Below are 24,399 nucleotides of genomic sequence, written 5' to 3'. Positions count from 1 at the left end.
TGGCTGCCTTTTTAGTATGTACATGCTATGTTACATACATTCGCGAATGTATGTAAATTAAACTCCTTAAAAAATAACCCTATGGCACGAAAAACCAAAACTCAAGCACTGGAAACTCGACAGCACATCTTGGACGCGGCTATTGCAGAGTTTTCTGCCCGCGGCGTTTCCGCGACATCGCTAACCGATATTGCTAACGCAGCTGGTGTGACTAGAGGGGCTATTTACTGGCATTTCAAAAATAAAGTCGAGCTATTCAATGATGTATGGGAAAATTGCGAATCCCAGATACATGCACTCGAAATTGAATACCAAACTAAATACCCTGACGATCCACTGCGTATGCTACGAGAAATACTTATCTATTTATTACGTGTTACCGTTAGCGATCCGCGCCGTAGGGCTCTGATGGAAATCATATTCCATAAATGTGAATTTGTTGGGGAGATGACCTCAATCCATGAAGCCCGGAAGGCGCTCTACATGGAAGGATATACCAAAATTGAGTTACTTTTGCAAAATTGCGTGGCTCGTAAACAACTTCCGAATAATCTTAACACTCGCCAAGCTGGCATTATCATGAAAGCTTATATGACAGGCTTAATGGAAAACTGGTTGTTGATGCCGTCTAGCTTTAACTTGGAAGCGTTATCTGAACAATTCATTGATACCTATATTGAGATGTTAAGATTATGTCCAAGTATGTTGAAAAGTAACGCATAAAAAATATATCAGCGAGTAAAAATTAGTAAAATTGTACGCTATTGTGGAAGTAAGTATAGAGAGTTCTTAAACATAAGTTATCTGAACATGGGATAGCAAGCCTGGCGCGCTCAAATGCTATATTTTGTCTATGAGTCTTCATGCTAGCATTCTCTCTCTTCGTGAGGATGTTGAGTTAACTATGTTCAGCCGATTTAAAGCCGCCTTTTTCTTTTCTTTCTTTAGCCGCCGCTCTTTAAGCGTTGGACGACTGAATGCAGCCTTGCTTGCCACGTTATTGATCGGTGCAATAGTGATTCTGCCTACTGCGCAGGCTGCCAGTAACGACCTTCCTACCCGCACTGAAGTACAAAATCAGCTTGATGCGCTACATAAGCAAAAAAGTTTGACGCCGGTAGATAAGCTTTCCGAACAAGATTTAATTCGAACTACTGAGCTATTAGATGCGCTAGAGTGGGTCAAGCAAGAAGAGACTGCACTGAAAGAGCAGCTCGCCGATGCCCCTGCTAAATTAGAAGCAGCAGCGAACGGGATCTCTCAATTAAAAAGTAACAGTGACGACAGCGTAACTAAAACGCAGCTTTCTGCGCTTTCCATGCATCAGCTAGAGAATCGTCTCAACGATACATTGGACGACCTGCAATCCTCTCAGGAGGATCTGTCGACATTCAACTCTCAGTTAATCTCTTTGCAGACTCAGCCAGAACGAGTGCAGAACGCCGTATCAACTTACTCGCTGAAACTACAGTCAATTCGTAATGAACTTAATGGCATGATCCCAGGCCAGCAAGATCTTCGCAGCACGCAAAAAAATATGCTGATGACTGAGCAGACATTACTGACTGCCGAAGTTGAATTGCAAAGCAAAAATCTTGAAGCCAACAGTACGCTGCAAGATATGTTGCAAAAACAGCGTGATTATACCAACGCGCATATTAGCGAACTGGAGAAAATGGCGCAGTTGTTGCAGGAAGTCGTTAATGGTAGACGCTTAACGTTATCCGAGCGTACCGCTAAAGAAGCACAAACGCCTGATGACACCAGCAATATTCAAAACGATCCACTAGTCAAACAACAACTGGATATTAACCGCGACCTGAGCCAGCGCCTGATTGCAGCAACCGAAGAGGGTAATAAACTTGTTCAGCAGAATATATCGGTAAAAAATTGGTTAGATCGTTCCACTCAATCTGAACATGACTTACGTGAACAGATTAGCGTATTAAAAGGCAGCCTGTTGTTGTCACGAATTCTTTATCAGCAACAACAAAATAATCAGCCAACGGCCAGTTTGATGACCGATATGACGGCACGTATTGCTGACTTACGTTTAGAACAATTCAATATCAATCAGCAGCGTGACGAGTTATTTAAAGGCGATGATTTTATTCAAGGGCTGGTGAGCAGCAGCAAAGAAAATATCAATGATGATATCAGCGATGCCCTTGATCAAATTATTGATATGCGTCGTGAATTGCTCGATCAGTTAAACAAGCAGTTAGGGAATCAATTATCGCTGGCGATTAATTTACAAATTAACCAGCAGCAACTGCTTAGTACTAACGATGTGTTGAATCGTACTCTGACGCAACAAATCTTCTGGGTGAGCAGTAACAAACCCATGGACTGGGAGTTTATTAAGTCCATGCCTGGCGAGATTAAAAACCAAATCAGTGGGTTAAGCCTGACGGCGTCACGAGGAGAATTAAAACAAGGTATTGTGCACTCATTACCAGTGCTAGTGCCGATGCTGTTGATGGTCTTGTTGCTGTTATGGCGAAGAAAATCGTTGGGCAGCATGATCGATAAACTGGCTACGGATGTAGGACAGCTTAAGCGCGATACTCAGCTCCATACACCTAAAGCGCTGTTACTAGCCTTTATTAGCGTACTACCTTGGGCATTAATTACGCTCAGTGTCGGTTACTGGTTTTTGCAATGCAATATTGATATCAGTGACTTCATGTGGACACTGGCGCAACGTTTGGCGGTATTCCAACTGGTTATGGGGTTTTGCTTCCGCTTATTAGCGCCGGGAGGCGTGAGCGAGCGTCATTTTGGTTCCCTTCCTAGCGTTTGTGCCCACTATCGCCGGTCTATTGTTCGCCTGTCGCTGGCGATGTTGCCGCTGATTTTATGGTCAGTAAGAGGGGAAAAAGCACCGCTAGGGCTGGTGGACGATATTATTGGCCAGGTGGTGATTTTATTAACGTTAGCGACGCTAACCGTGCTGCTTTTCCCTATTTTGCGCGAAGGCTGGCGTGAGAAAAACATGCACAGTGTTCGTTTATTCATCGTGACGATTATTTCTCTTGCGCCGATATTCCTGATTGGGTTGATGGTTACTGGATATTTTTACACCACCCTACGTCTTGCAGGGCGCTGGATAGATAGTCTGTACCTGCTTATTTTGTGGAATATCGTCAATGCAACAGCATTGCGTGGATTGAGCGTTGCCGCCCGCCGATTGGCTTACCGTCGAGCATTGGCAAGACGACAAAATAACGTGGTTAAAGAGGTCGGAGAGGGCTCTGAAGCAATAGAAGAAGCGCCGATGGGACTCGATCAGATTAACCAGCAGTCTTTGCGTTTCACCACCATGGTGTTGTTCTTTATTTTTGCCAGTGTCTTCTACTGGATATGGTCAGACTTGCTGACGGTAATTTCCTATCTAGACAGTATCTCTTTATGGCATTACTCAGCCAATGTTGCGGGTAAAGCGATACAACAGACGGTCACCTTGGGGAATTTCCTCATGGCATTTGTCTCCGTCATTGTTGCTTATGTACTGACGCGAAACTTACCTGGATTACTGGAAGTCATCGTGTTGTCGCGTATGCAGCTTCGGCAGGGTGCTTCATACGCCATTACTACCGTTGTGACGTATCTTATCACTATCGTTGGTGCGGCAACGGCTCTCGGGTCGCTGGGTGTTTCATGGGATAAACTACAGTGGCTGGTTGCAGCGTTATCCGTCGGTTTGGGATTTGGTTTACAGGAGATATTCGCTAATTTTGTTTCGGGCCTAATCATCTTGTTTGAACGACCAATACGTATCGGCGATACCGTAACCATCGGCAGTTACTCTGGTTCTGTGAGTAAAATTAGAATTCGAGCTACGACGATCACCGACTTTGATCGCAAAGAAGTGATCATTCCTAACAAGGCTTTTGTGACCGAACGGCTTATTAACTGGTCGTTATCCGATACGGTGACTCGGGTGCTTATCAAGGTCGGCGTGGCTTATGGTTCGGATCTGGATAAGGTTAAAGAGGTGTTGTTACAGGCCGCATATGATAATCCGCGAGTAATGAGTGACCCAGCACCTGCGGTATTCTTCCTCAATTTTGGCGCCAGCACGCTGGATCATGAATTGCGCCTCTATGTGCGTGAATTACGTGACCGCAGCCATACCGTTGACGAGCTCAATCGCAGTATTGATAAATTATGCCGTGAAAACGACATTAATATTGCCTTCAATCAGTTGGAGGTTTACCTACACGGTCGTGATGGTAATGAAATTCAGGAAGTGAAACGCGGAGCGACGCCAGCAGATGGACAAGCAGGCTAAAAACTAATTGATAACCAAGTCTTCATGCAGGGGGCACACTCCCTGCATTGAGCCAACCCTTGGCACTAATATAATAAGCAGAATAGATTTATAGCATTTTTTGAGTGAGCTAATTGGACATCTCTAAGCGGACACAAACTGCTTTCGCTTCATTTTTTGTCAGCCCAAATAATTAATCATCGCAGGGCTTTCAGCATTTTTCAGTTTGTCTTGATAATCCTTTTTCACTATTTCTAGAGCTGCTAGCGCTGTTTCGGGTGCGATCTCGTTGCATTCAAGCAAATAGATCAGATCCACAGCAAGCTGGAGTTCGGGTGAAGCATTTTCCAGTGACATAAAAACCCGCTTTTATGTGGTGTGAAGATAATGAGAGGTTAAGCTACCTATTATAGATAAGATTGTTCAAGAACAGGGAGCTGTTTTCAAAATTTGTGATAAAGATTCAAAAACCTTTTTCCTGCCGCTCAATATAGCGTTCAATCTTCGATAAAGCCTGTCTGCAACGCATTAATCTGCCTTCTAACGCCGCCAACTCTTTTTGCACCTGCTTTTGTTCATCGAAAGTGGTCAATTTGCCTAAGCTACTCTCTCTATCTTCAATCATAGCAATCAGCCTGCGCTCGAACTGCTGTGTTTCGGCTAAACGTGCGTAATTATCGGATGATCGGCTGACCGGGGCTTTATCTGCTTTACGTAGTGATTGTGTGGCCAGTTCTCTTTGTAGTGCGGTGATTTGTGTGACAATCCGCTCGGCAATGAAAGCGACCTGCGCCTGACGCTTTTCTTCTACTACAGTTTTTAACTGGGCGAAGGTTTGTCGAACCTCGGCCAAATAGTCCCGCAAACGGTAACCTTTGGTCGCAAAAAGAGAAACATCAAAACGCGCCTGCTGAGCTGGCGTATTGGCGATAGGCGCAATTTCCTGCGCTAAATTTTCTATCTGCTGTTCCAGCAATTGTAGTGTTTTCTGTGTGCTCACGGCGCATCTCCATTATCAGAATGCACAGCTTACCTTGAACATTGGCATATACAAGATGAAAGGGCTCGCCTTAGTTACAGGCCTTGTTATCCTGAACACAGGTTGACCTAGGGCAATAAAAAAGAGGATCATATTCGGCTGCGGGTTGCTTTTTAAAGTCGCTTTGCATAGATTTGGGCCTCTTAATCGTCTTCGATTGCTCCACACCTTCCTTAAAACAGTATGTCAGCATCTGGCATTGCGGGGGACATTTCGTCACTCGGGGTTAAGTATGGCATCGCAGATTTTTTCAGACTTTACTAATGAGCGCTACAGTTATGACCGCGACAGCACAGCAGCTTCAGCTAATTAAAGACAGTATTAAAACTATCCCTGACTACCCAAAAGCGGGAATACTGTTCCGTGATGTCACCAGTTTGCTAGAAATTCCAGAAGCTTACGCACTAAGTATCAAATTGTTAGCCGATCGCTATCGTGACGCTGGTGTGACTAAAATCGTTGGTACCGAAGCCCGCGGTTTTCTGTTTGGCGCGCCGGTAGCATTAGCGTTGGGCGTAGGTTTTGTGCCGGTGCGCAAACCGGGAAAACTACCTCGTGAAACCCTGAGCGAAGAGTACACGCTGGAATATGGCACCGACAAACTAGAAATCCATACGGATGCTATCAAACCGGGTGATAAGGTATTGGTGATTGATGACTTGCTGGCGACTGGTGGAACTATCGAAGCAACGCTCAAGCTCATTCGCCGCTTGGGCGGAGAAGTCACGGACGCTGCTTTCATTATTGATTTGCCAGAGTTAGGTGGTGAAGCGCGCTTAACTGCTCAAGGCATTGAGTGTTATAGCTTGGTTGCATTTAGCGGCCACTGATACAAAACTCACCTTTTATTGGCTGAGATCCTTTTCTTGTTACCACCCTATGGTAACTTAGCAGATAACCAAAAAGATGTATTTTTTGGTTATCTGATCTTAGTGTTTCATTATCTCACTCCGTTATAAATATTTTACTAAATTTAAAATATCATTATCACTTTGTTAAATTATTAAGGGCTAATTTAAACATCATAATTTTGTTTTAAATTAAATCACTAAAAAGAGTGATATTCTTTTAATATATAGAATTAAATCCATTATTTGTTTGTGGATAAACGCACTTTATGTACTCGTTCCACTATCAAATTATCTATAATCTTGCGTGCACCTATTTGCCTTTTATATCGCGTCTACGTTTTAACAAAATGGATAATTTACTATGGAACTAAATAAGTATACAGTGGCGTTGGTTTCTTTGGCGGCATTGTCATCTCCTTTATCCTTTGCTGAAAATAATAATCAAACGAATAAATTGCTGGATAAAGTTACGCACTCAGATCAAATTGCCAGTATTTCTGAACCACCAACGCTCGCATTATCATCTCAAGAAAAACCAAAAGAAGATGTAGGTTATTTTTCGAAAGGGACCTTTCTACCTATTCTGGGGGATGCGGCCCGGGCGAAAGGCTATACTCTTCCTGAGCCTTTCGGTATTGGCTACAACTATATGGATATCCATCAAAATATTAAGGTGGATACTATTGAACTCAGCGGGTTAAGTGTTTCTCTGCCATGGATAGGAAACATTCCGTTAGACCCAGACTCCTTTCATATAGCCGTTGGTAAAACCAGAGAGAGAAGTAAAACATCAACAGCGCGTCTTGATACTTGGCTATTTCCCTTTATGAATATATATGGAATTGTTGGCCATACTAAAGGATCTTCTGTATCAAAAGTGACAGTGGATAAAGTTCCATTCCTTGGTTCCAATGTTGACGGGCTTGGCCTTAAAGATTTAGATTTTGTACTGAAATTTAAAGGTACAACATACGGCGGCGGTACCACTTTCGTCGGCGGTTACAATGATGCTTTCGCATCACTGGATATGAACTACACCCGTACAAATTTTAATATTCTGGACGGTAATATCTCGGCGTTTACGCTAACCCCACGCGTAGGTTATAGATTCACTGTACCCGGTGCGAGTAAATATTATATCCCTGAAGGGCATCTGAATTTATGGGTCGGAACGATGTATCAGGATATTCAACAAGAGTTTAAAGGTAATATTAGTGATTTGAACTTCCCAATGGCATTGCAAAGCATGGTCAATATTGCTAACAAAAAGGGTGAAGGCAGATTCCGAGTTAAGCAACATCTTAAATCACCATGGAATATGCTGGTTGGTGCGCAGTATGAAATAACAAAAAACTTCAATATCACTACCGAGGTAGGTTTTGAAAAACGTAATAGCTTTATGTTAGCAGGAGAAGTTCGCTTCTAATGTCGCTTCATCAATGCTTTCGTTTTGCTTTATTGATGATGTTATTTCCTGTTTTTAATTCTCAGGCTGGGATATTTCTCAGCCGTGAGAAAATTGACGGCGCCTTGGCCCATTTGGGCGCGGATGATAAGCACGATAATAGTAAGACTATTGACTGGGGAATATTACCCGGTCCATTTTATACCCCGGAGCTTGGCGTAGGGGTTGGTGTTGCTGCGGTGGGGTTATATCGCCCAGATCCTAATGATCTTGAAACCCAAATATCCAGCGTCTCAATGAGCGGCTTTTTTAGTTCTACCGGCGCATTTGGGTTAGGGGTAACAAATTATAGTTTTCTGGATAAAGACCGCTGGCGAGTTTTCGTTAATGGTTCCCTTAATAATGTTCCTACTTATTATTGGGGGGAGGGATATCAAGCGGGGAAAACAAGTAATACTAAGGAAGGCTATACAGCAAAAGATGCAACCTTAAGCCCTATTTTATATTACCGGATTGCACCTGATACTTATATTGGCGCTGGCTGGACCGTTTCTTCCATGCATGCAACTGATATCAAAGATCGACAAAAAGGTTCTTTTGATCGTGCAAACGGTGGTGCTTCGGTATTTAGCTCCGGTGCTAGCGCCAGTTTTAGTTACGATACCCGCGATTTTGTCCCTAATCCGACCAGAGGGCAGGTGTTGCAAGTCACCTACACCTATTTTTCTCCATCGCTGGGGAGCAACAATCGTTTTTCTGTTCTGGAAAACCAATACAGCTTGTATCACAGCCTAAATGCCAATACCGTGCTGGCCTGGGATATTTACGGGCGCTTTACCCAAGGCGATGTCCCTTGGAATATGATGTCTGAACTTGGCAGCGATCACCGGATGCGGGGTTATTATCAAGGCCGTTATCGCGATCGCGATGTGGTAAACACTCAACTAGAGTATCGGCGCAAACTGAGCTGGCGTCACGGCGTTGTTGGTTGGGTGGGGACAGGCAATATGGCCGATGGCAGCAAACATATTGGTAAAGGTGAGTGGCTCCCTTCTGTCGGCGTTGGCTATCGGTTTGAATTCAAACCGCGTATGAACGTGCGTTTGGATTATGGCGTAGGTAAACGAAGCAGCGGCTTCTATTTTCAGGTGGGCGAAGCATTTTAATATGAAGTTTATTACCTTATTAGCCAGCATCAGTGTGTTATTAGCTGGGTGCCAAAGTGTGCCTGAGCCTATGCAATCGGTGCTCATTACGCCAATGGATCAATCGCCGACTGCGGCTAAACAGAGTTGGCCAGTAATGCGAGAATTACCTGCTCCCGAAGGATTAAGGCCTTGTTGCGCATTTGGCTACAATTTGCGTGCTGAAGTAGGCGGTATTACCGTTCCTTTCTATCAATTGGATAATGTTGTTGAGGTGAATAACCTCGGTAAGCATCACTATAACGATAGTAAACTGAGTGTCCTAAGTACGTTAGCTGGCTTTAATACAGAACATGATGGATTAATTTATACCCGCCGAGGCGGTTTTATCGATTTATCCCATATTCGAGATACTGCCGATTACACGTTATATTTATTCACTAAAATTTTGCCGAAATTGGGCCAGCAGCAGGAGATTCGTTTTAGCGATGAGTTAGGGCAACGCCATATCAAGTTGTGGGCCTTTACACCGCCAGAAGATCCGGCGCAGCGCTACACGCTTAGTGCTTTTATTGCCGCACGTTTAGCTTTTCAGCTTGCTGCGTGGCATGAAGTGGCTCAATGGTATGGTTTTGAATCCGTCCCCGGTTTTTCTGAAGGCATTTCAGCTTTTTCTCCAGAAGATCTCTACTCTAATTTGCTCGGGGCGCGTATTGCATTAAATGTGATCAATAGCGGCTATGCTTCGTCGCTAAGCGAATATTCACGGGCATTGCAGGTTGCTATCCCGGATGCTTTACATCAATTACAAAGCGTTGATGCCGAGCAAACGCGCTCGCAGTTTGATGCTGTGGATGGATTATGGTGGAACAGCCAGTGCCGCGCCCCTGAGAAATATTTAGTGCGTTACCGCAATTATCACACCGCTGACGCTCGTTGGCCGTCTCATCCTCCGCAGGAAGAAACGCCGGCCTTATACCTAACGCTACCAGAGCAGGCTTATGGCTATAAGTTGGCTGATTTAGGGCAACTGCAAATCTGGAAAGGCAAGGATATGGTGAATTTGCCGGTACCTCGTAGCTACTACAGTATGACTGATTTTGCATTGCTGGCACGTCAGGCTGAAATACAAGATGACCTGAGAAACATTAAAGAGCGCAAGCTTGGCAGGGAAAGCTGCGATGAATTGAAGTGATCCGGCTTATCGTTTTGGTCGCCTGATTTGCTATTTTCGCCAGCAAGCCAGACGACCAAAATGGTTACATCACTTACCTGCGTCACCACGACGATATTCTATCGTTAGCTCATCAAACTTTTCTTTCAATGTTTCTGGCAGCCTGTAATCGGCAGCGGCGAGGCTATCCAGAACTATGCTGGCTTGGCCAAACTAATATAGATACTGAGAAAGCCAATCTACCGTTTATTGCCAGCGATTGGTTTTCAGCAAGCTTTAGCCGTTGCGCCCAGCCATGACGCCACCATCAACATCCCAGATAGCACCCGTTACCCAGCTGGTTTTATCTGAGAGTAAGAACGTTACTGTTTCAGCGATATCACGCGTTGTGCCCACTCGGCCAATAGGATGAAAACTATCGAAGCTGTCCATCACACCGTTAACTTCTTCTTTTGGAATAAAGCCTTCGTAAATCGGCGTATGGACGACTGCCGGGGAAACGGCATTGACACGAATACCTTTGCTTCCCAGTTCAATTGCCAGATTTTTAGTCAGCGCATGCAGACCCGCTTTCGCCATCGAATAAGCTGCAGATGGCGTTGCGCCGATAGCCTGCTGCGCCCACATTGAACCGATATTTACGATAGCGCCTTTAACACCAGCGGCAATCATATTATTCACTACATCGCGAGTAATAAAGAAGGTCGCTCGGTTAATGTTCATATACATGTCGTAATCAGCTTCTTGATTGTCTGTAAAAGCTTTTGGGAAGAAAACGCCAGCTGCATTGACCAAAAGGCTGATATCACGATGTTGTTCGTTGATCGCTTGACGTACATGATTCATCCCGTCTTCTTTCATCAAATCGGCGACAATAATGTCGACCTTTCCCAAAGATGACAGCGTTTGACGTACTTGTTCAGCTTTGTCTTTGCGATTACCGACCAGTACCACGCTGCCGCCGTTTTCGAGCATCAGGCGTGCAGTTTCTAATCCCATTCCACTGGTCCCACCAACAACTAAAAGTTTTTTGCCTACAAATAAAACTGACATTGTGACCTCATCTGATTCATCAAGGAAAGTATTTAAAACTTGCCGTATTTTCTTGCTCAGCAAGCGTTAGTGAGAAAATATTGCCATGTAGATTAACGAGTGACGAATCAGAAGAAATTGCCAATCGACATAGAAAATCTATTTCGATATGATTTTTGCCAGTCTGGATAGAGTAAAACTAAGAATAGGAGTATTTCATGCGTTCACTGAACCGACTTAAGTGGCTGCATGCATTTGAAGCCGCTGCGCGCCACGGTAGTTTTACCGGCGCGGCGGAAGAACTCGGCGTAACGCCTGCTGCCGTGGGCCAGTTGGTTCGTTCGCTCGAAGATTGGGTTGGGCATCCGCTGTTGAATCGAACGCGTTCAGGCAAAGAGAGGCTGGCATTAGTCAGTGAAGCACAGCATGCGTTGCAGGATATCACTGAAGGGTTAGATAAGCTGGAAAGTGGTTTGAATAAGTTACGTGGGCGCCGCGCACGTTCTGTTGTGGTGATCACCGCTTCTCAGGTTTTAGTGATGAACTGGTTGATGTCCCGGCTTAATCGATTTTCTGAACACTACGACAATATCGATTTGCGTCTCGATGTCTCTGATAGATTGACTGATATTATTCATGGTGAAGCTGATATCGGCATACGCTGCGGGCCGGGAGACTGGCCGGGCCTGCATGCTACTAAGCTAATGGATGAAGAAGCCACTATTGTTTGCAGCCCATTAATGTTGACGCCAGGGCTATCTATCGACGGCAATTGGTTGAGTGCGCAGAAACTTATTTACGATGATACACCACATCCCGGTGCTAATTTTCCCGATTGGGACAAGGTATTGGAGAAAGTAGGGGCAGGTACCGCCAGGCAGAACGGTTTGCATATTAATTCAACATCGGCGGTTATTCTGGCCGCGCTTAGTGGCAGAGGCGTGGCGTTGGTGCGTAAAGCGCTAGTTCAACAGGCGATAGACACCGGCCAGTTGTTAGCGCTTTTTAGCGAACATAAATGGCCGCTTAACTGGTCTTATTATATGGTCAGATCGGATCACGCGCTAAAACGCCCTGAAGTCTCACTTTTCCATGATTGGATCCAAAAGGATGTAAAAGAAAGCTGTCGTTCTAACGCAGAGTAACTTTTCTTTCCGTCTCTCCCGTCGATTACATCTTTGCTTTCCCTTTTATATGTCGTCATACGGCGGCATATTTCACTATCTCGCTTCTCATTATATCGACGAAGTTTTTCTTTATTAATTCCCAAGATTATCTCATTTGTTCAGTAAAAATAATCTTCCCATAATGTATGCAAGTTGAGATATGGCGGACTTTAAACAGTATCCATTAAGCCATATCGCTACTTCAGCATGAATAAGTAAAAAAGATTTTCTACTGAGTATGCCGGCAGCGACATACGCCAGGCCGATGCTTTATCACTGAATAATGAGAGGTTTCTGTGTTGCTTGATTGGAATGAACATCGTGACGAACTACTGGGTAAAGTGGCGGAATACTCAAAACTTACCCCTGAATTTATGAAAGGCCTGATGCGTATGGATGCAGGCGCATCGGCGACAGGACATTTGAGTGCAAAAATACATGAACTGATCGCGCTGGCCGTTGCGATAACTACGCGCTGCGATGGCTGCATCTCAGTACATGTAAAAGCGGCGGCTAAACATGGTGCAACCCGTGAAGAGATTGCTGAGGCATTAGCAGTAGCCATTTCGTTGAATACAGGAGCGGCATTGACTTATACCGCGCACGTCCTGGATGCCTTTGATTCCCTGCCACAAGCTTGAGTAAACAGGCATCCGCGATGGGTGCCTTTCTTTGTCGTTATCAGGAAGAATCCATGTTAGTAAACCCTGATTTCTCTCAACGAGCGATCGTCACGCCAGCCGAGCATATATGGTCTGGTTCACCGCAGCACGGTGTAGAGCGCATCATGCTAGACAGACTTGGTGAAGAGCAAGCACAGGCAACGACGATTGTTCGTTATCTCCCACACTCGTTCTTTCCTGCGCATTCACATCCGCAAGGCGAGGAGATCTTGGTGCTAGAGGGAGTATTTTCGGAAGGTGAGCACCATTTTAATTCTGGCTGGTATCTACGAAATCCTCCTGGTTCCTCGCATCAGCCTTCAAGCGGTGCTGCTGGCGCGATGATTTTCGTGAAATTACGTCAGATGTCGCAATATGACGATGCTGTTGTTCGTATTAATACCCAAGATGATGCCAACTGGCAGCACTATACAACCTATAGCGAATGCCCGCTGTATCAGAGTGAAGATGAAAATGTTCGTCTGGAACGTCGGCTACCCGGCGACCTTTTATTTAAAAATGAATTACCGCAAGGTGCAGAGCTGCTGATTCTGGCCGGTTCATTGAGTGAAAATAATCAGAGCTATGAGAGATACAGCTGGTTGCGCTTGCCTGCCGGTGATTTTCCCGCACTAATTGTCGGTAGCGAGGGAGTGACGCTTTACATTAAAACGGGCCACTTAAGAGAGCGTAATCTCCCTGAGGTGGCGCTGTGAAACGTACACAAGTCGCCATTATTGGTGCGGGTATTAGTGGATTATACGCCGCCTCTTTATTAATGAATTACGGTGTTGATTTCGTTTTATTAGAGGGGCGTGAAACGGTCGGCGGCAGGGCGCTTTCGCCTGTGTCATTGGCTGAGCACAGCGTAGATGATGTCGACAAAATGCGGGTCGATCTTGGCGCAACCTGGGTATGGCCAGCGCTACAGCATCAATTAGTAGACATATTCAATGGGTTAGGAATTGCGCTTACTGCACAAAATGAGCATGGTGACTTGTTGTATGAACAGGCTCATCATCTCAGGCCCTCACGTCACTCAGGTTATGTCTCGGCTCCTCCGGCCATGCGTTTGGTGGGCGGCATGCAGGTATTGGCAGAAAAACTGAAAAAGACAATCCCATCAGAACGAATCTATTTTCAACACAGTGTGTTTCAGCTTCAAGAACACGATAACCAGATCATGGTGCATAGCCTGTGTCGCGACGGACAAACATCCTCGCTGATGGCAGAGCATATCTTGCTGGCACTGCCGCCGGCGCTTGCTTGTGCGATGGAATATATTCCACCGTTGCCGACAACATTGGCCCACCAATGGGCGAATACCGCAACCTGGATGGCGGCACATGCTAAATATGTGGCGGTGTATGAGACGCCATTCTGGCGAGCCGATGGCCTGTCTGGCGAAGCGCGAAGTAGCGCCGGGCCGATGGCTGAAATACACGATGCTTCAACACCTGGCGGTGTATCCGCGCTGTTTGGTTTTTTGGGCGTACCGGCAACAACACGTCGGACAATCAGCGAAGAGAGCTTGAAAACCTTATGCCGAGCACAGCTTACGAGATTATTTGGTGAGGCTGCGGCTAAACCACAGGCGGAATATTTTAAAGACTGGGCTGTCGATCCTTTCACCGCCCATCTATCTGATCTCACGTTGTTAGCGGATCACGCTGTCGTACCCGCTGCCGCGGACCAAGGCTTTTGGCAACATCGATTGCAAGGCATTGCCAGTGAATGGTCATCGCTGTTCCCCGGCTACATAGCAGGGGCGATAGAGGCGGCACAACAAGGCGTTCAGGACGTTGTGCAACAACATATTCAGGCGTGCAAATAATACACACTTTCTAGCAGAGGTAGAGCAAGTGAGATTACGAGATAAGACAGTATTGATTACCGGTGGGTCAAGTGGGATTGGTTTAGCGACGGCGTCTTTAATGCTACGTGAAGGTGCTCGTGTAGCGATGACGGGCCGCGATGCCGCCAAGTTAGAAGAGGTTAAAAAACAGCTGCCTGCTGATGTGCTGACCATCGCAGCAGATGTGACATCACTTACCGATCTTCAGCGGGTACATGACGAGGTTAAGCAGGTTTTTGGCGGGCTTGATGTTTTCTTTGCAAATGCGGGAGTGGCATTTGTTACGCCGTTAATGGAAACCTCAACAGCGCGTTATGACGAATTGATGGATATTAATGTTAAAGGCGTGTTCTTCTCGATGCAGACAATCGCCCCTTTATTACGTGAAGGCGCATCGGTGATTCTTAACACGTCTTGGCTCAACCAAGTCGGCACACCGGGCCTCTCATTATTGTCCGCTTCCAAGGCCGCCGTTCGTTCACTGGCGCAGACCTGGTCAGCAGAGTTATTGGGTCGAAAAATCAGAGTAAACGCGGTCAGCCCAGGCGCAATTGATACATTTATCCACTCACGTAGCGGTGGTTCAGCAGATGATATCAATGCGGCGAAGCAGCGAATTGCTGCCCGGATTCCGCTCAAGCATTTGGGAGAGGCTGAAGATATTGCCCAAGCGGCGCTTTTCCTCGCCAGCGATGAATCTCGTTATATGCTTGGCGCAGAAATTGTTGTCGACGGTGGTTTTTCGCAACTCTGATCTCGAGCTGTAAATAATTGAGTCTGCTTTATTGTTGTCTGACTAGCCCGCTTTTTGGGTGCTGTGCGCTTAACGATCGCCGCAGCACCATTATAATTCCTGCCCAAAATCATCATTATCTCGAGCAAAACCTCGCCAGGCATTCCAGTGCGCGCTAAATTTATGGGAATGAGAATCGGCGTACTGTTACACTATGACGTTTATAGGTTACTGTGTCGGTATATCAATAGACCGATGTGAAAACGCAGACAGTATGATTGCTTTTTCATTTGTCGCTAAATAATCCTTTTTTAATCAATGATGAAGTCCTAATGAGCTATCAGGTTCTGGCCCGCAAGTGGCGCCCCCAAACCTTCACCGACGTTGTCGGACAGGAACATGTGCTGACCGCGCTGGCTAATGGCCTGTCGATGGGGCGTATTCATCACGCCTATCTGTTTTCCGGTACGCGTGGTGTCGGTAAAACGACTATTGCTCGCCTGTTAGCCAAGGGGCTGAACTGTGAAACAGGTATTACTTCCACCCCTTGCGGTGTGTGTGATAACTGCCGGGAAATTGAGCAGGGCCGTTTCGTTGATTTGATTGAAATCGACGCCGCGTCGCGTACTAAAGTCGAAGATACCCGTGAGCTACTCGATAACGTGCAGTACGCGCCAGCGCGTGGGCGTTTTAAAGTTTACCTGATTGACGAAGTTCACATGCTCTCGCGTCACAGCTTCAACGCGCTGTTAAAAACGCTGGAAGAGCCACCTGAGCACGTTAAATTCTTGCTGGCGACGACCGATCCGCAAAAGCTGCCGGTGACCATTCTTTCCCGCTGTTTGCAGTTCCATCTGAAAGCTTTGGATGTTGAACAGATTCGCCAGCAATTAGACAAAGTGCTGCAAGCAGAACAGATTGCCAGCGAGCCTCGAGCCTTACAACTGTTAGCGCGCGCTGCTGATGGCAGTATGCGTGATGGTTTGAGCTTGACCGATCAGGCCATTGCGATGGGGCAAGGGCAGGTGATGACTGAAACGGTCACGCAAATGCTCGGTACATTGGATGATGAACAGCCGCTGGCGATTTTAGAAGCCTTGGTGAGTGCCGATGGTGCGCAAGTCATGGCGCAGGTTGAACAGGCTGCATCTCGCGGTGTTGATTGGGATAACCTGCTGGTGGAAACGCTGGCCTTATTGCATCGCATCGCCATGTTGCAATTGCTGCCTGCGGTATTGGATAACCATTATGTTGCCATTGAGCAGCGGCTACGAGAATTGGCGCGAGTATTGCCGCCAACTGACGTACAGCTTTATTACCAAACCTTGTTGATTGGCCGTAAAGAGCTGCCTTTTGCGCCAGATAAACGCATGGGCGTCGAAATGACGCTGCTGCGTGCACTGGCCTTCAACCCGAAAATCATTATTGCCGAGCCGCAGCCGCGCGTTGTGCAAAGCGTGGCACCAGGTGCTGTGCCAAACCAAGCGCCAGCCCCTTCGACGACCGCTATGCCGCAGTCTGCAATTCAACATAGTGCGCCGATAGCGCAACATAGCGCATCGGCAGCCCAGCAGAGCGCACCGCCAGCGGAACCGTCTGCGGCGATACCTGATTCGACGGCGCAATTGTTACAGGCCAGAACGCAGTTACTCAGACAACAGGGGAACAATTCCTCAAAAAAAGCTGAGCCGGCAGCGCATAATGCGCGGCCGGCAAACTCAGTACTGGAGCGACTGGCTTCGGTAACTGAGCGTTCCCAGGATAGGCCAAGTGCAGTGAAAAAAGCGCCGGAAAAACCGGTGAAGCAAGAAGCCTATCGCTGGAAAGCCGTGAATGAAGTTGAAGTCTCACCGGAGCCGGTCGCAACGCCTAAAGCACTGCGAACGGCACTGGAGCATGAGAAATCGCCAGAGCTTGCCGGCCGCTTAGCCAGTGAGGCGAGCGAGCGCGATCAATGGGCGGCGGAGATAGACCAGTTAGTTATTCCAAAATTGGTGCAACAACTGGCGTTGAATGCATTTTGCGAACGCCCAGAGCCGGGGAAGATTTGCCTGCATCTGCGTGGATCTCACCGCCATTTGAATTCGTCTTCTGCGCATAAGGTTCTCACCGAAGCGCTCTCTACGCTGCATCAGACGGCAGTTGAACTCAGCGTAGTAGAAGATGATAATCTGGCGGTCAAAACGCCGCTGGAATGGCGACAAGCCATTTATGAAGAAAAACTGGCGCAGGCGCGTCAGTCGATTATTACGGATAACAACATCCAAACTTTGCGCCGTTTCTTCGACGCAGAACTGGATGAAGAGAGTATCCGACCTATTTAAACGCCGCAGTAGGAGCATGGTGCATATACGCGGCCCGACGCAAAGAGAGATGATTATGTTTGGAAAAGGCGGCATTGGTAACCTGATGAAACAGGCCCAGCAAATGCAGGAAAAAATGCAGCAGGCACAGGCCGAAATCGCTCAGTTGGAAGTGACCGGCGAATCAGGCGCAGGCATGGTAAAAGTCACCATCAATGGTGCGCACAACTGCCGTCGCGTTGAAATCGATCCTAGCCTGTTTGATGACGACAAAGACATGTTGGAAGATTTGATTGCTGCGGCTTTCAACGATGCGGCACGTCGTATCGAAGAAACCCAAAAAGAAAAAATGGCGGCAGTTTCTGGCGGCATGCAATTGCCACCGGGCTTTAAGATGCCATTCTGATGCAAACCAGCCCGCTCCTTGAATCATTAATGGAGGCATTGCGCTGTCTGCCGGGCGTTGGCCCAAAGTCAGCGCAGCGCATGGCGTTTCAGCTGTTGCAGCGCGATCGCAGCGGCGGAATGCGGCTGGCGCAGGCGTTAACCCGCGCGATGTCGGAAATTGGCCATTGCGCCGATTGCCGCACATTCACCGAGCAGGATATTTGTACTATTTGCGCCAATCCACGGCGTAAAGAAAACGGGCAGATTTGCGTGGTTGAAAGCCCGGCAGATATTCACGCCATTGAACAGACCGGCCAGTTTTCTGGTCGTTACTTTGTACTGATGGGGCATTTGTCACCTCTGGATGGCATTGGACCGGGGGATATCGGTCTGGATCGTTTGGAACAGCGGCTTGAAAGCGAAAGCATTCAAGAAGTGATCTTGGCAACCAACCCAACGGTCGAAGGCGAGGCAACGGCGAACTATATCGCTGAAATGTGCGGTCAGTTTGGCGTATTAGCCAGCCGTATCGCGCACGGCGTGCCGGTCGGCGGTGAACTGGAAATGGTTGATGGCACCACGCTGTCACATTCGCTGGCGGGCCGTCATCCGTTCAAGTTCTAAATCGAGTGCTGAAGTCAGTTCCGAATTAAGTGCCGAATATTATAGAGCCAGATCTACCTGGCTCTATTTTCGCCAATCTATTATCTCCTGCGACCATCAACATTTTCCTCTTGAATTATCCTTGAGTTAACCCCATCTATTCCTCAACGCTTAGTACAGCATCCTACTTAGGTTTGTTTTAACCATTCAAACGGTTTTGATTGAGGTAATTGATGAGTATGAAAGGACAAGAGACCCGCGGATTCCAGTCAGAAGTAAAACAGCTTTTACATCTGATGATCCACTCGCTTTATTCCAATAAAGAGATCTTCCTGCGTGAGCTTATCTCTAACGCATCAGACGCCGCAGACAAACTGCGTTTTTGCGCGCTGTCCAAACCTGAATTATATGAAGGCGATGGTGAACTGCGCGTTCGCCTGTCGTTTGATAAAGAAAAACGTACTCTGACTTTGAGCGATAACGGCATCGGTATGAGCCGTGATGAAGTGATCGAAAACCTCGGCACCATCGCGAAATCTGGTACTAAAGCTTTCCTGCAATCTGTCGGCTCTGAACAGGCGAAAGATAGTCAGTTGATCGGCCAGTTCGGCGTAGGTTTCTACTCGGCCTTTATCGTGGCAGACAAAGTGACAGTGCGTACTCGTGCAGCGGGCGCGCCAGCTGACCAAGGCGTATTCTGGGAATCAGCGGGAGAGGGTGAATATACCTTAGCTGATATTGAGAAAGCCGAACGCGGTACCGAGATCACTTTGCACCTGCGCGAAGATCAGGATGAATTCCTGGATAACTGGCGTGTGCGTTCGATCATCAGCAAATACTCCGACCACATTGCGTTGCCAGTTGAAGTCGAAACCACTAACGAAGAAGACGACACTGTAACCTGGGAGCAGATCAACAAAGCTCAGGCGCTGTGGACGCGCGGTAAATCTGAAGTTACTGACGAAGAATATAAAGAGTTCTACAAGCATATTTCCCATGATTTCAGCGATCCTCTGAGCTGGAGTCACAACCGCGTTGAAGGTAAGCAGGAATATACCAGCCTGCTGTATATCCCTTCACAAGCGCCGTGGGATATGTGGAACCGTGAGCATAAGCACGGTCTGAAACTGTACGTACAGCGCGTATTCATCATGGATGAAGCTGAGCAGTTCATGCCGAACTACCTGCGCTTTGTCCGTGGTCTGATAGATTCCAACGATCTGCCACTTAACGTCTCGCGTGAAATTCTGCAAGACAGCCGTGTGACCCAGAACCTGCGCAGTGCGCTAACTAAACGCGTATTGCAGATGCTTGATAAGCTGGCGAAAGACGACGCTGAGCAATACCAGAAATTCTGGCAGCAATTTGGTCTGGTACTCAAAGAAGGCCCGGCTGAAGACGGCAGCAACAAAGAGCAAATCGCTAAACTGCTGCGCTTTGCGAGCACCGCTAACGACAGCTCCGTACAGAATCTGTCGCTGGAAGAGTACGTTGGCCGCATGGTTGAAGGTCAGGATAAGATTTACTACATCACTGCCGACAGTTACGCCGCGGCTAAGAGCAGCCCGCACCTAGAGCTGTTCCGTAAAAAAGGCATCGAAGTCTTGCTGCTGTCTGACCGCATCGACGAATGGATGATGAGCTACCTGACTGAGTTCGATGGCAAAGTCTTCCAGTCGGTAAGCAAAGCCGATGATTCTCTGGATAAACTGGCTGACGAAGAGAACGAACAGCAAAAAGAAGCTGAAAAAGCGCTGGAGCCGTTTGTTGAGCGCGTGAAAACTCTGCTTGGTGAGCGCGTGAAAGAAGTGCGTCTGACTCACCGTCTGACCGACACGCCAGCCATTGTCACCACCGGTGCCGATGAAATGAGCACGCAAATGGCTAAACTGTTTGCTGCTGCCGGCCAGGAAGCGCCAGAAGTGAAATATATCTTCGAGCTTAACCCTGAACATGCGTTGGTGAAACGTGCGGCCGATGTGGCTGACGAATCACAATTTGCACAATGGATTGAATTGCTTCTCGATCAAGCATTGTTTGCTGAGCGTGGAACGTTAGAAGATCCTAACCTGTTTATTCGCCGGATGAATCAACTGTTACAGGCTTAATTGCCACGTTGTAATGGATGTTTAGTAAGAATAAGGCCAGCAAAAGCTGGCCTTATGTCTGATATAAACCGCCGATAATTCCACAATTTATCCAACGCCTACCTAGCTTTTATTAGTTGCGCTAGCTCCCGCTTTCTTGAGCAAGGGGACTCACAATGGTATGGTTGGTCGTTTTCGCATTCTTATAGAATTTTACATGCAAGGGGATTTACGCAATGCGTATCATTCTGCTGGGCGCTCCGGGCGCAGGTAAGGGTACACAAGCGCAGTTCATCATGGAGAAATATGGCATTCCGCAAATTTCTACTGGTGACATGTTGCGCGCAGCTGTTAAGGCCGGAAGTGAGCTCGGCAAGAAAGCCAAAGAAATCATGGACGCGGGTAAACTGGTAACGGATGAACTGGTGATTGCGCTGGTAAAAGAGCGTATCACTCAAGATGATTGCCGCGATGGTTTTCTGCTCGATGGTTTCCCACGTACTATCCCGCAGGCTGACGCCATGAAAGAAGCGGGTATTCAGGTTGATTTCGTTCTGGAATTCGACGTACCTGATGAGCTGATCGTTGATCGTATCGTTGGCCGTCGTGTTCATGCGCCTTCTGGCCGTGTTTACCACGTCAAATATAATCCACCAAAAGTGGAAGGCCAGGACGATGTGACCGGTGAAGAGCTGACCACACGTAAAGATGACCAGGAAGAAACCGTTCGTAAACGTCTGGTGGAATACCATGACCTGACCGAACCGCTGGTCGCTTACTACAGTAAAGAAGCACAAGCTGGGAATACACAGTATGTGAAGATTGATGGCACCCAAAAAGTGGGCGAAATCAGTCAGCAGCTGGGCAATATTCTCGGCTAAGCAAAGTACCTGATAATAGGCACTTATGCTTGATTACAACAAAGGCGACTTCGGTCGCCTTTGTTGTTTTTGGTGTCTGACACGGTGATTAACCATTATTGGTAATGCCATTGGCTGTTATTGGTTTCGCTTTGGTCTGTTTTAGCTACAATGTGCTCACGAATTAAAGCGGGCAGTCGGAATCGCTTTTGTTATTCCACTTTTAGCCACATTACTTTAGGACATTTGAATGAAGCAGACGAAATTTGGCGTATTGCTGGTTAACCTCGGCACGCCAGAAGCGCCAACACCAAAAGCCGTTAAAAAGTATCTGGCAGAATTCCTCGGCGATATTCGCGTGGTAGATACTAACCGACTGTTATGGTGGCCAATTCTTTATGGCGTGATCTTGCCTCTGCGTTCACCTCGTGTCTCTAAACTTTATCAATCGGTGTGGATGGAAGAAGGGTCTCCGTTGATGGTCTTCAGCCGTCGTCAGCAAAAGGCGCTGGCCGCTCGTCTGCCGGATACGCCGGTTGAGCTGGCAATGAGCTACGGCTCTCCGAGCGTGAAGAGTGGTATTGATAGTTTGATGGCGCAAGGCGTGACCAAAATGGTGGTGCTGCCGTTGTATCCGCAATACTCCTGCTCGACCAGTGCCGCTGTCTTTGACGCCGTTGCCCGCGCGTTCAAGGGGCGTCGCGATATGCCTTCACTAAACTTTATTCGCGATTATGCCGAACATCCGGCGTATATCTCTGCGCTGAAAGCCAGCGTATTGCGCTCGTTTGAAAAGCACGGCGAGCCGGATCGTTTGGTGCTCTCGTTCCACGGCATTCCGAAACGTTTTGTCGCCGAAGGCGATGATTACGAGCAGCGTTGCCGCGACACTGCGCAAGCATTAAGCGAAGCCTTGCAACTGCCAACCGGGAAAGTGATGCTGACCTTCCAGTCGCGTTTTGGTCGTGAACCTTGGCTGACGCCTTATACCGATAAAACACTCGAAGGCTTACCAGCGCAGGGCGTGAAATCTGTGCAAATTATCTGTCCGGGCTTCTCTGCCGACTGTCTGGAAACCTTAGAAGAGATCAACGCTGAAAACCGCGAGATCTTCTTACATGCTGGTGGTGAAAAGTTTGAGTATATTGAGTGCCTTAACGATCAGAGTGAGCATATCGATTTACTACAGCAGTTAGTGACTCAACACTTTTAACGCTGACATTTGATCCGGGCCGCAGGTTGGCATAATACCAACCTGCTTACCAAGGCCGCCGAGCTTGTGATAAACTCCGCGCCTATTTTTCAAGCTAGCCTAAAAAACATCATGAAATTTCCCGGTCAACGTAAGTCCAAACACTACTTTCCCGTCAGCGCTCGCGATCCTTTATTGCAACAGATGCAACCAGAGGAAGAGGTTGGCACGTCTTATGTTGTCGGGATCGACCAGATTCTGGTGGATATTGAAGCCAAGGTAGATGATGACTTTGTACAACGTTATGGTCTGTTGCCGGGACAATCGAGCCTGATTGATGACTCAACGGCTGAAGCCTTGTATCAAGAGTTGGTCAGCCAGTCGTTGATTACGCACCAGTTTGCCGGCGGCACTATCGGCAATACTTTGCATAACTACTCGGTATTAGCTGACGACCGCTCTGTTCTGCTGGGCGTGATGTGCAACAATATCCAAATTGGCAGCTATGCATACCGCTATCTGTGCAACACCTCGAGCCGAACCGATCTTAACTACTTGCAGGGCGTTGATGGCCCGATTGGCCGCTGCTTTACATTGGTTAATGATATTGGCGAGCGCACCTTTGCCATAAGCCCCGGTCATATGAACCAGCTGCGTCCAGAGAGCATCCCAGAAGAGGTGATCGCCGGAGCATCGGCATTAGTGCTGACCTCTTATCTGTTGCGTAGTGGCGCAGGTGAGCCAATGCCGGAAGCGGCAATGCAGGCTATCAGCTATGCCAAAAAGCATCAGGTGCCGGTGGTGCTGACGTTAGGTACGCAATACGTCATCGCTGATAACCCACAAGCGTGGCGTGATTTTATCAACGAGCATGTTTCTATTCTGGCAATGAACGAAGATGAAGCCTGTGCGCTGACCGGGATCAGCGACCCGCTAATGGCGTCCAATCGCGCGTTAGATTGGGTTGATCTGGTGCTATGTACCGCTGGGCCGAACGGGCTTTATATGGCGGGCTATACCGAAGAAGAGTTCAAACGCACCACCCAGCACCCGTTACTGCCGGGCGCGATTGCTGAATTTAACCAATACGAATTCAGCCGCGCGATGCGTCGTGAAAGCTGCGTTCAGCCGCTGCGTATTTTCTCGCATATTGCGCCTTACATGGGCGGCCCCGAGAAAATCATGAACACCAACGGCGCAGGCGACGGCGCGTTATCTGCGGTACTGCACGACATCGCTGCCAACGGTTTCCACCGCACATCGGTACCCAACTCGAGCAAACACGCACGCGAATACCTGACCTACTCCTCATTGGCACAAGTCTGCAAATACGCCAACCGCGTCAGTTACCAGGTTCTCAACCAGCATGCTCCGCGCCTCAGCCGCGGCCTGCCAGAACGAGAAGACAGCCTGGAAGAATCCTACTGGGAACGTTAATAAGATCGGGGCGAGTTTTAGATTTGTCTTTGACTTGCTCTTGCTTTTGTTCTTGCCGTTGACCTTAAACAGCGCATCTTATCGGCCAAGCGAACGAATGAGGCCAGGGGAAAGCAGCCAGGGATAATGAGATGGACGCTCCAGCTTTCGCGGCATCTAAGTGCCAAAATGTGAGTGTTAAAACTCAAAAAGAAG

General features: G+C 47.6%; 21 protein-coding genes. 18 read left to right on the top strand and 3 right to left on the bottom strand.

Annotation, left to right across the window (positions count from 1 at the left end):
• The first annotated feature begins 81 nt into the window (after positions 1 to 81).
• Together acrR and mscK are read left to right on the top strand one after the other, a co-directional pair.
• Positions 82 to 723 (top strand): multidrug efflux transporter transcriptional repressor AcrR, encoded by a 642-nt coding sequence (gene acrR, locus ACL9RG_RS13030; protein WP_422793048.1) that lies wholly within the window; start codon positions 82 to 84, stop codon positions 721 to 723.
• Between the two features lie 181 nt (positions 724 to 904).
• Positions 905 to 4,294 carry a mechanosensitive channel MscK gene (gene mscK / locus ACL9RG_RS13025; RefSeq protein WP_422793228.1) on the top strand — a complete coding sequence of 1,130 codons (3,390 nt, stop codon included), beginning with the start codon at positions 905 to 907 and terminating at the stop codon, positions 4,292 to 4,294.
• 159 nt (positions 4,295 to 4,453) lie between these two features.
• Here the strand turns inward: mscK and rsmS are convergent, their stop codons facing one another.
• Together rsmS and priC are read right to left on the bottom strand one after the other, a co-directional pair.
• Positions 4,454 to 4,630, bottom strand: a complete 177-nt coding sequence (rsmS, locus tag ACL9RG_RS13020) for a pleiotropic regulatory protein RsmS (RefSeq protein ID WP_422793047.1) — start codon at positions 4,628 to 4,630, stop codon at positions 4,454 to 4,456.
• Between the two features lie 106 nt (positions 4,631 to 4,736).
• Positions 4,737 to 5,273: a primosomal replication protein PriC gene (gene priC / locus ACL9RG_RS13015; RefSeq protein WP_422793046.1), complete on the bottom strand. Its 537-nt coding sequence runs from the start codon at positions 5,271 to 5,273 to the stop codon at positions 4,737 to 4,739.
• A gap of 317 nt (positions 5,274 to 5,590) precedes the next feature.
• On the opposite strand from priC, the gene apt reads away from it, so the two are divergent.
• The 4 genes from apt (at position 5,591) to ACL9RG_RS12995 (ending at position 9,908) form a co-directional block, all read left to right on the top strand.
• On the top strand, positions 5,591 to 6,142 hold the full coding sequence (gene apt, locus ACL9RG_RS13010; protein WP_422793227.1) for an adenine phosphoribosyltransferase: 552 nt from the start codon (positions 5,591 to 5,593) through the stop codon (positions 6,140 to 6,142).
• 382 nt (positions 6,143 to 6,524) lie between these two features.
• A complete protein-coding gene (locus ACL9RG_RS13005) occupies positions 6,525 to 7,589 on the top strand; it encodes a hypothetical protein (RefSeq protein ID WP_422793045.1) in 1,065 nt (354 codons plus the stop codon).
• A complete protein-coding gene (locus tag ACL9RG_RS13000) occupies positions 7,589 to 8,734 on the top strand; it encodes a BamA/TamA family outer membrane protein (protein ID WP_422793044.1) in 1,146 nt (381 codons plus the stop codon). The genes ACL9RG_RS13005 and ACL9RG_RS13000 overlap by 1 nt, the downstream gene beginning before the upstream one ends.
• Position 8,735: 1 nt before the next feature.
• Positions 8,736 to 9,908, top strand: a complete 1,173-nt coding sequence (locus ACL9RG_RS12995; protein WP_422793043.1) for a DUF4056 domain-containing protein — start codon at positions 8,736 to 8,738, stop codon at positions 9,906 to 9,908.
• A 255-nt stretch (positions 9,909 to 10,163) separates the two neighbouring features.
• Here ACL9RG_RS12995 and ACL9RG_RS12990 read toward each other — a convergent pair whose 3' ends face one another.
• Positions 10,164 to 10,940, bottom strand: a complete 777-nt coding sequence (locus ACL9RG_RS12990; RefSeq protein ID WP_422793042.1) for an SDR family NAD(P)-dependent oxidoreductase — start codon at positions 10,938 to 10,940, stop codon at positions 10,164 to 10,166.
• A 197-nt stretch (positions 10,941 to 11,137) separates the two neighbouring features.
• Here ACL9RG_RS12990 and ACL9RG_RS12985 point away from each other — a divergent pair, with 197 nt between their 5' ends.
• From ACL9RG_RS12985 to ACL9RG_RS12930, 12 genes are all read left to right on the top strand, one after another.
• On the top strand, positions 11,138 to 12,064 hold the full coding sequence (locus ACL9RG_RS12985; protein ID WP_422793041.1) for a LysR substrate-binding domain-containing protein: 927 nt from the start codon (positions 11,138 to 11,140) through the stop codon (positions 12,062 to 12,064).
• A 317-nt stretch (positions 12,065 to 12,381) separates the two neighbouring features.
• On the top strand, positions 12,382 to 12,726 hold the full coding sequence (locus tag ACL9RG_RS12980; RefSeq protein WP_422793040.1) for a carboxymuconolactone decarboxylase family protein: 345 nt from the start codon (positions 12,382 to 12,384) through the stop codon (positions 12,724 to 12,726).
• Between the two features lie 53 nt (positions 12,727 to 12,779).
• On the top strand, positions 12,780 to 13,463 hold the full coding sequence (locus ACL9RG_RS12975) for a cupin domain-containing protein (RefSeq protein ID WP_422793039.1): 684 nt from the start codon (positions 12,780 to 12,782) through the stop codon (positions 13,461 to 13,463).
• Positions 13,460 to 14,581: a flavin monoamine oxidase family protein gene (locus ACL9RG_RS12970; protein ID WP_422793038.1), complete on the top strand. Its 1,122-nt coding sequence runs from the start codon at positions 13,460 to 13,462 to the stop codon at positions 14,579 to 14,581. The genes ACL9RG_RS12975 and ACL9RG_RS12970 overlap by 4 nt, the downstream gene beginning before the upstream one ends.
• A 28-nt stretch (positions 14,582 to 14,609) precedes the next feature.
• On the top strand, positions 14,610 to 15,356 hold the full coding sequence (locus tag ACL9RG_RS12965) for an SDR family oxidoreductase (protein WP_422793037.1): 747 nt from the start codon (positions 14,610 to 14,612) through the stop codon (positions 15,354 to 15,356).
• Positions 15,357 to 15,667: 311 nt separating this feature from the next.
• Positions 15,668 to 17,659, top strand: a complete 1,992-nt coding sequence (gene dnaX / locus ACL9RG_RS12960; RefSeq protein ID WP_422793036.1) for a DNA polymerase III subunit gamma/tau — start codon at positions 15,668 to 15,670, stop codon at positions 17,657 to 17,659.
• Positions 17,660 to 17,714: 55 nt separating this feature from the next.
• A complete protein-coding gene (locus ACL9RG_RS12955) occupies positions 17,715 to 18,044 on the top strand; it encodes a YbaB/EbfC family nucleoid-associated protein (RefSeq protein ID WP_422793035.1) in 330 nt (109 codons plus the stop codon).
• Complete coding sequence (gene recR / locus ACL9RG_RS12950) at positions 18,044 to 18,649, top strand: recombination mediator RecR (protein ID WP_422793034.1); 606 nt, start codon at positions 18,044 to 18,046, stop codon at positions 18,647 to 18,649. The genes ACL9RG_RS12955 and recR overlap by 1 nt, the downstream gene beginning before the upstream one ends.
• A gap of 218 nt (positions 18,650 to 18,867) precedes the next feature.
• Positions 18,868 to 20,736 (top strand): molecular chaperone HtpG, encoded by a 1,869-nt coding sequence (htpG, locus tag ACL9RG_RS12945; protein ID WP_422793033.1) that lies wholly within the window; start codon positions 18,868 to 18,870, stop codon positions 20,734 to 20,736.
• 215 nt (positions 20,737 to 20,951) lie between these two features.
• Positions 20,952 to 21,596: an adenylate kinase gene (gene adk, locus ACL9RG_RS12940; RefSeq protein ID WP_422793032.1), complete on the top strand. Its 645-nt coding sequence runs from the start codon at positions 20,952 to 20,954 to the stop codon at positions 21,594 to 21,596.
• A gap of 229 nt (positions 21,597 to 21,825) precedes the next feature.
• Positions 21,826 to 22,788, top strand: a complete 963-nt coding sequence (gene hemH / locus ACL9RG_RS12935; protein WP_422793031.1) for a ferrochelatase — start codon at positions 21,826 to 21,828, stop codon at positions 22,786 to 22,788.
• Between the two features lie 111 nt (positions 22,789 to 22,899).
• A complete protein-coding gene (locus ACL9RG_RS12930) occupies positions 22,900 to 24,204 on the top strand; it encodes an inosine/guanosine kinase (RefSeq protein WP_422793030.1) in 1,305 nt (434 codons plus the stop codon).
• The last annotated feature ends 195 nt before the right edge of the window (positions 24,205 to 24,399 follow it).

This window comes from Rouxiella sp. Mn2063, from assembly GCF_049319665.1.
In the GTDB taxonomy this organism is placed as follows: Bacteria; Pseudomonadota; Gammaproteobacteria; order Enterobacterales; family Enterobacteriaceae; genus JBMOUD01.
The sequence above is the reverse complement of the archived record's forward strand: the minus strand, read 5'-3'. Positions and strand labels throughout refer to the sequence as shown.

Excerpts from the sequence above, each read along its gene's own strand:
- acrR (WP_422793048.1), top strand. The coding sequence starts at position 82 with ATGGCACGAAAAACCAAAACTCAAGCACTGGAAACTCGACAGCACATC.
- mscK (WP_422793228.1), top strand. The coding sequence starts at position 905 with ATGTTCAGCCGATTTAAAGCCGCCTTTTTCTTTTCTTTCTTTAGCCGC.
- rsmS (WP_422793047.1), bottom strand. The coding sequence starts at position 4,630 with ATGTCACTGGAAAATGCTTCACCCGAACTCCAGCTTGCTGTGGATCTG.
- apt (WP_422793227.1), top strand. The coding sequence starts at position 5,591 with ATGACCGCGACAGCACAGCAGCTTCAGCTAATTAAAGACAGTATTAAA.
- ACL9RG_RS13005 (WP_422793045.1), top strand. The coding sequence starts at position 6,525 with ATGGAACTAAATAAGTATACAGTGGCGTTGGTTTCTTTGGCGGCATTG.
- ACL9RG_RS13000 (WP_422793044.1), top strand. The coding sequence starts at position 7,589 with ATGTCGCTTCATCAATGCTTTCGTTTTGCTTTATTGATGATGTTATTT.
- ACL9RG_RS12995 (WP_422793043.1), top strand. The coding sequence starts at position 8,736 with ATGAAGTTTATTACCTTATTAGCCAGCATCAGTGTGTTATTAGCTGGG.
- ACL9RG_RS12990 (WP_422793042.1), bottom strand. The coding sequence starts at position 10,940 with ATGTCAGTTTTATTTGTAGGCAAAAAACTTTTAGTTGTTGGTGGGACC.
- ACL9RG_RS12985 (WP_422793041.1), top strand. The coding sequence starts at position 11,138 with ATGCGTTCACTGAACCGACTTAAGTGGCTGCATGCATTTGAAGCCGCT.
- ACL9RG_RS12975 (WP_422793039.1), top strand. The coding sequence starts at position 12,780 with ATGTTAGTAAACCCTGATTTCTCTCAACGAGCGATCGTCACGCCAGCC.
- dnaX (WP_422793036.1), top strand. The coding sequence starts at position 15,668 with ATGAGCTATCAGGTTCTGGCCCGCAAGTGGCGCCCCCAAACCTTCACC.
- ACL9RG_RS12955 (WP_422793035.1), top strand. The coding sequence starts at position 17,715 with ATGTTTGGAAAAGGCGGCATTGGTAACCTGATGAAACAGGCCCAGCAA.
- recR (WP_422793034.1), top strand. The coding sequence starts at position 18,044 with ATGCAAACCAGCCCGCTCCTTGAATCATTAATGGAGGCATTGCGCTGT.
- htpG (WP_422793033.1), top strand. The coding sequence starts at position 18,868 with ATGAAAGGACAAGAGACCCGCGGATTCCAGTCAGAAGTAAAACAGCTT.
- adk (WP_422793032.1), top strand. The coding sequence starts at position 20,952 with ATGCGTATCATTCTGCTGGGCGCTCCGGGCGCAGGTAAGGGTACACAA.
- hemH (WP_422793031.1), top strand. The coding sequence starts at position 21,826 with ATGAAGCAGACGAAATTTGGCGTATTGCTGGTTAACCTCGGCACGCCA.
- ACL9RG_RS12930 (WP_422793030.1), top strand. The coding sequence starts at position 22,900 with ATGAAATTTCCCGGTCAACGTAAGTCCAAACACTACTTTCCCGTCAGC.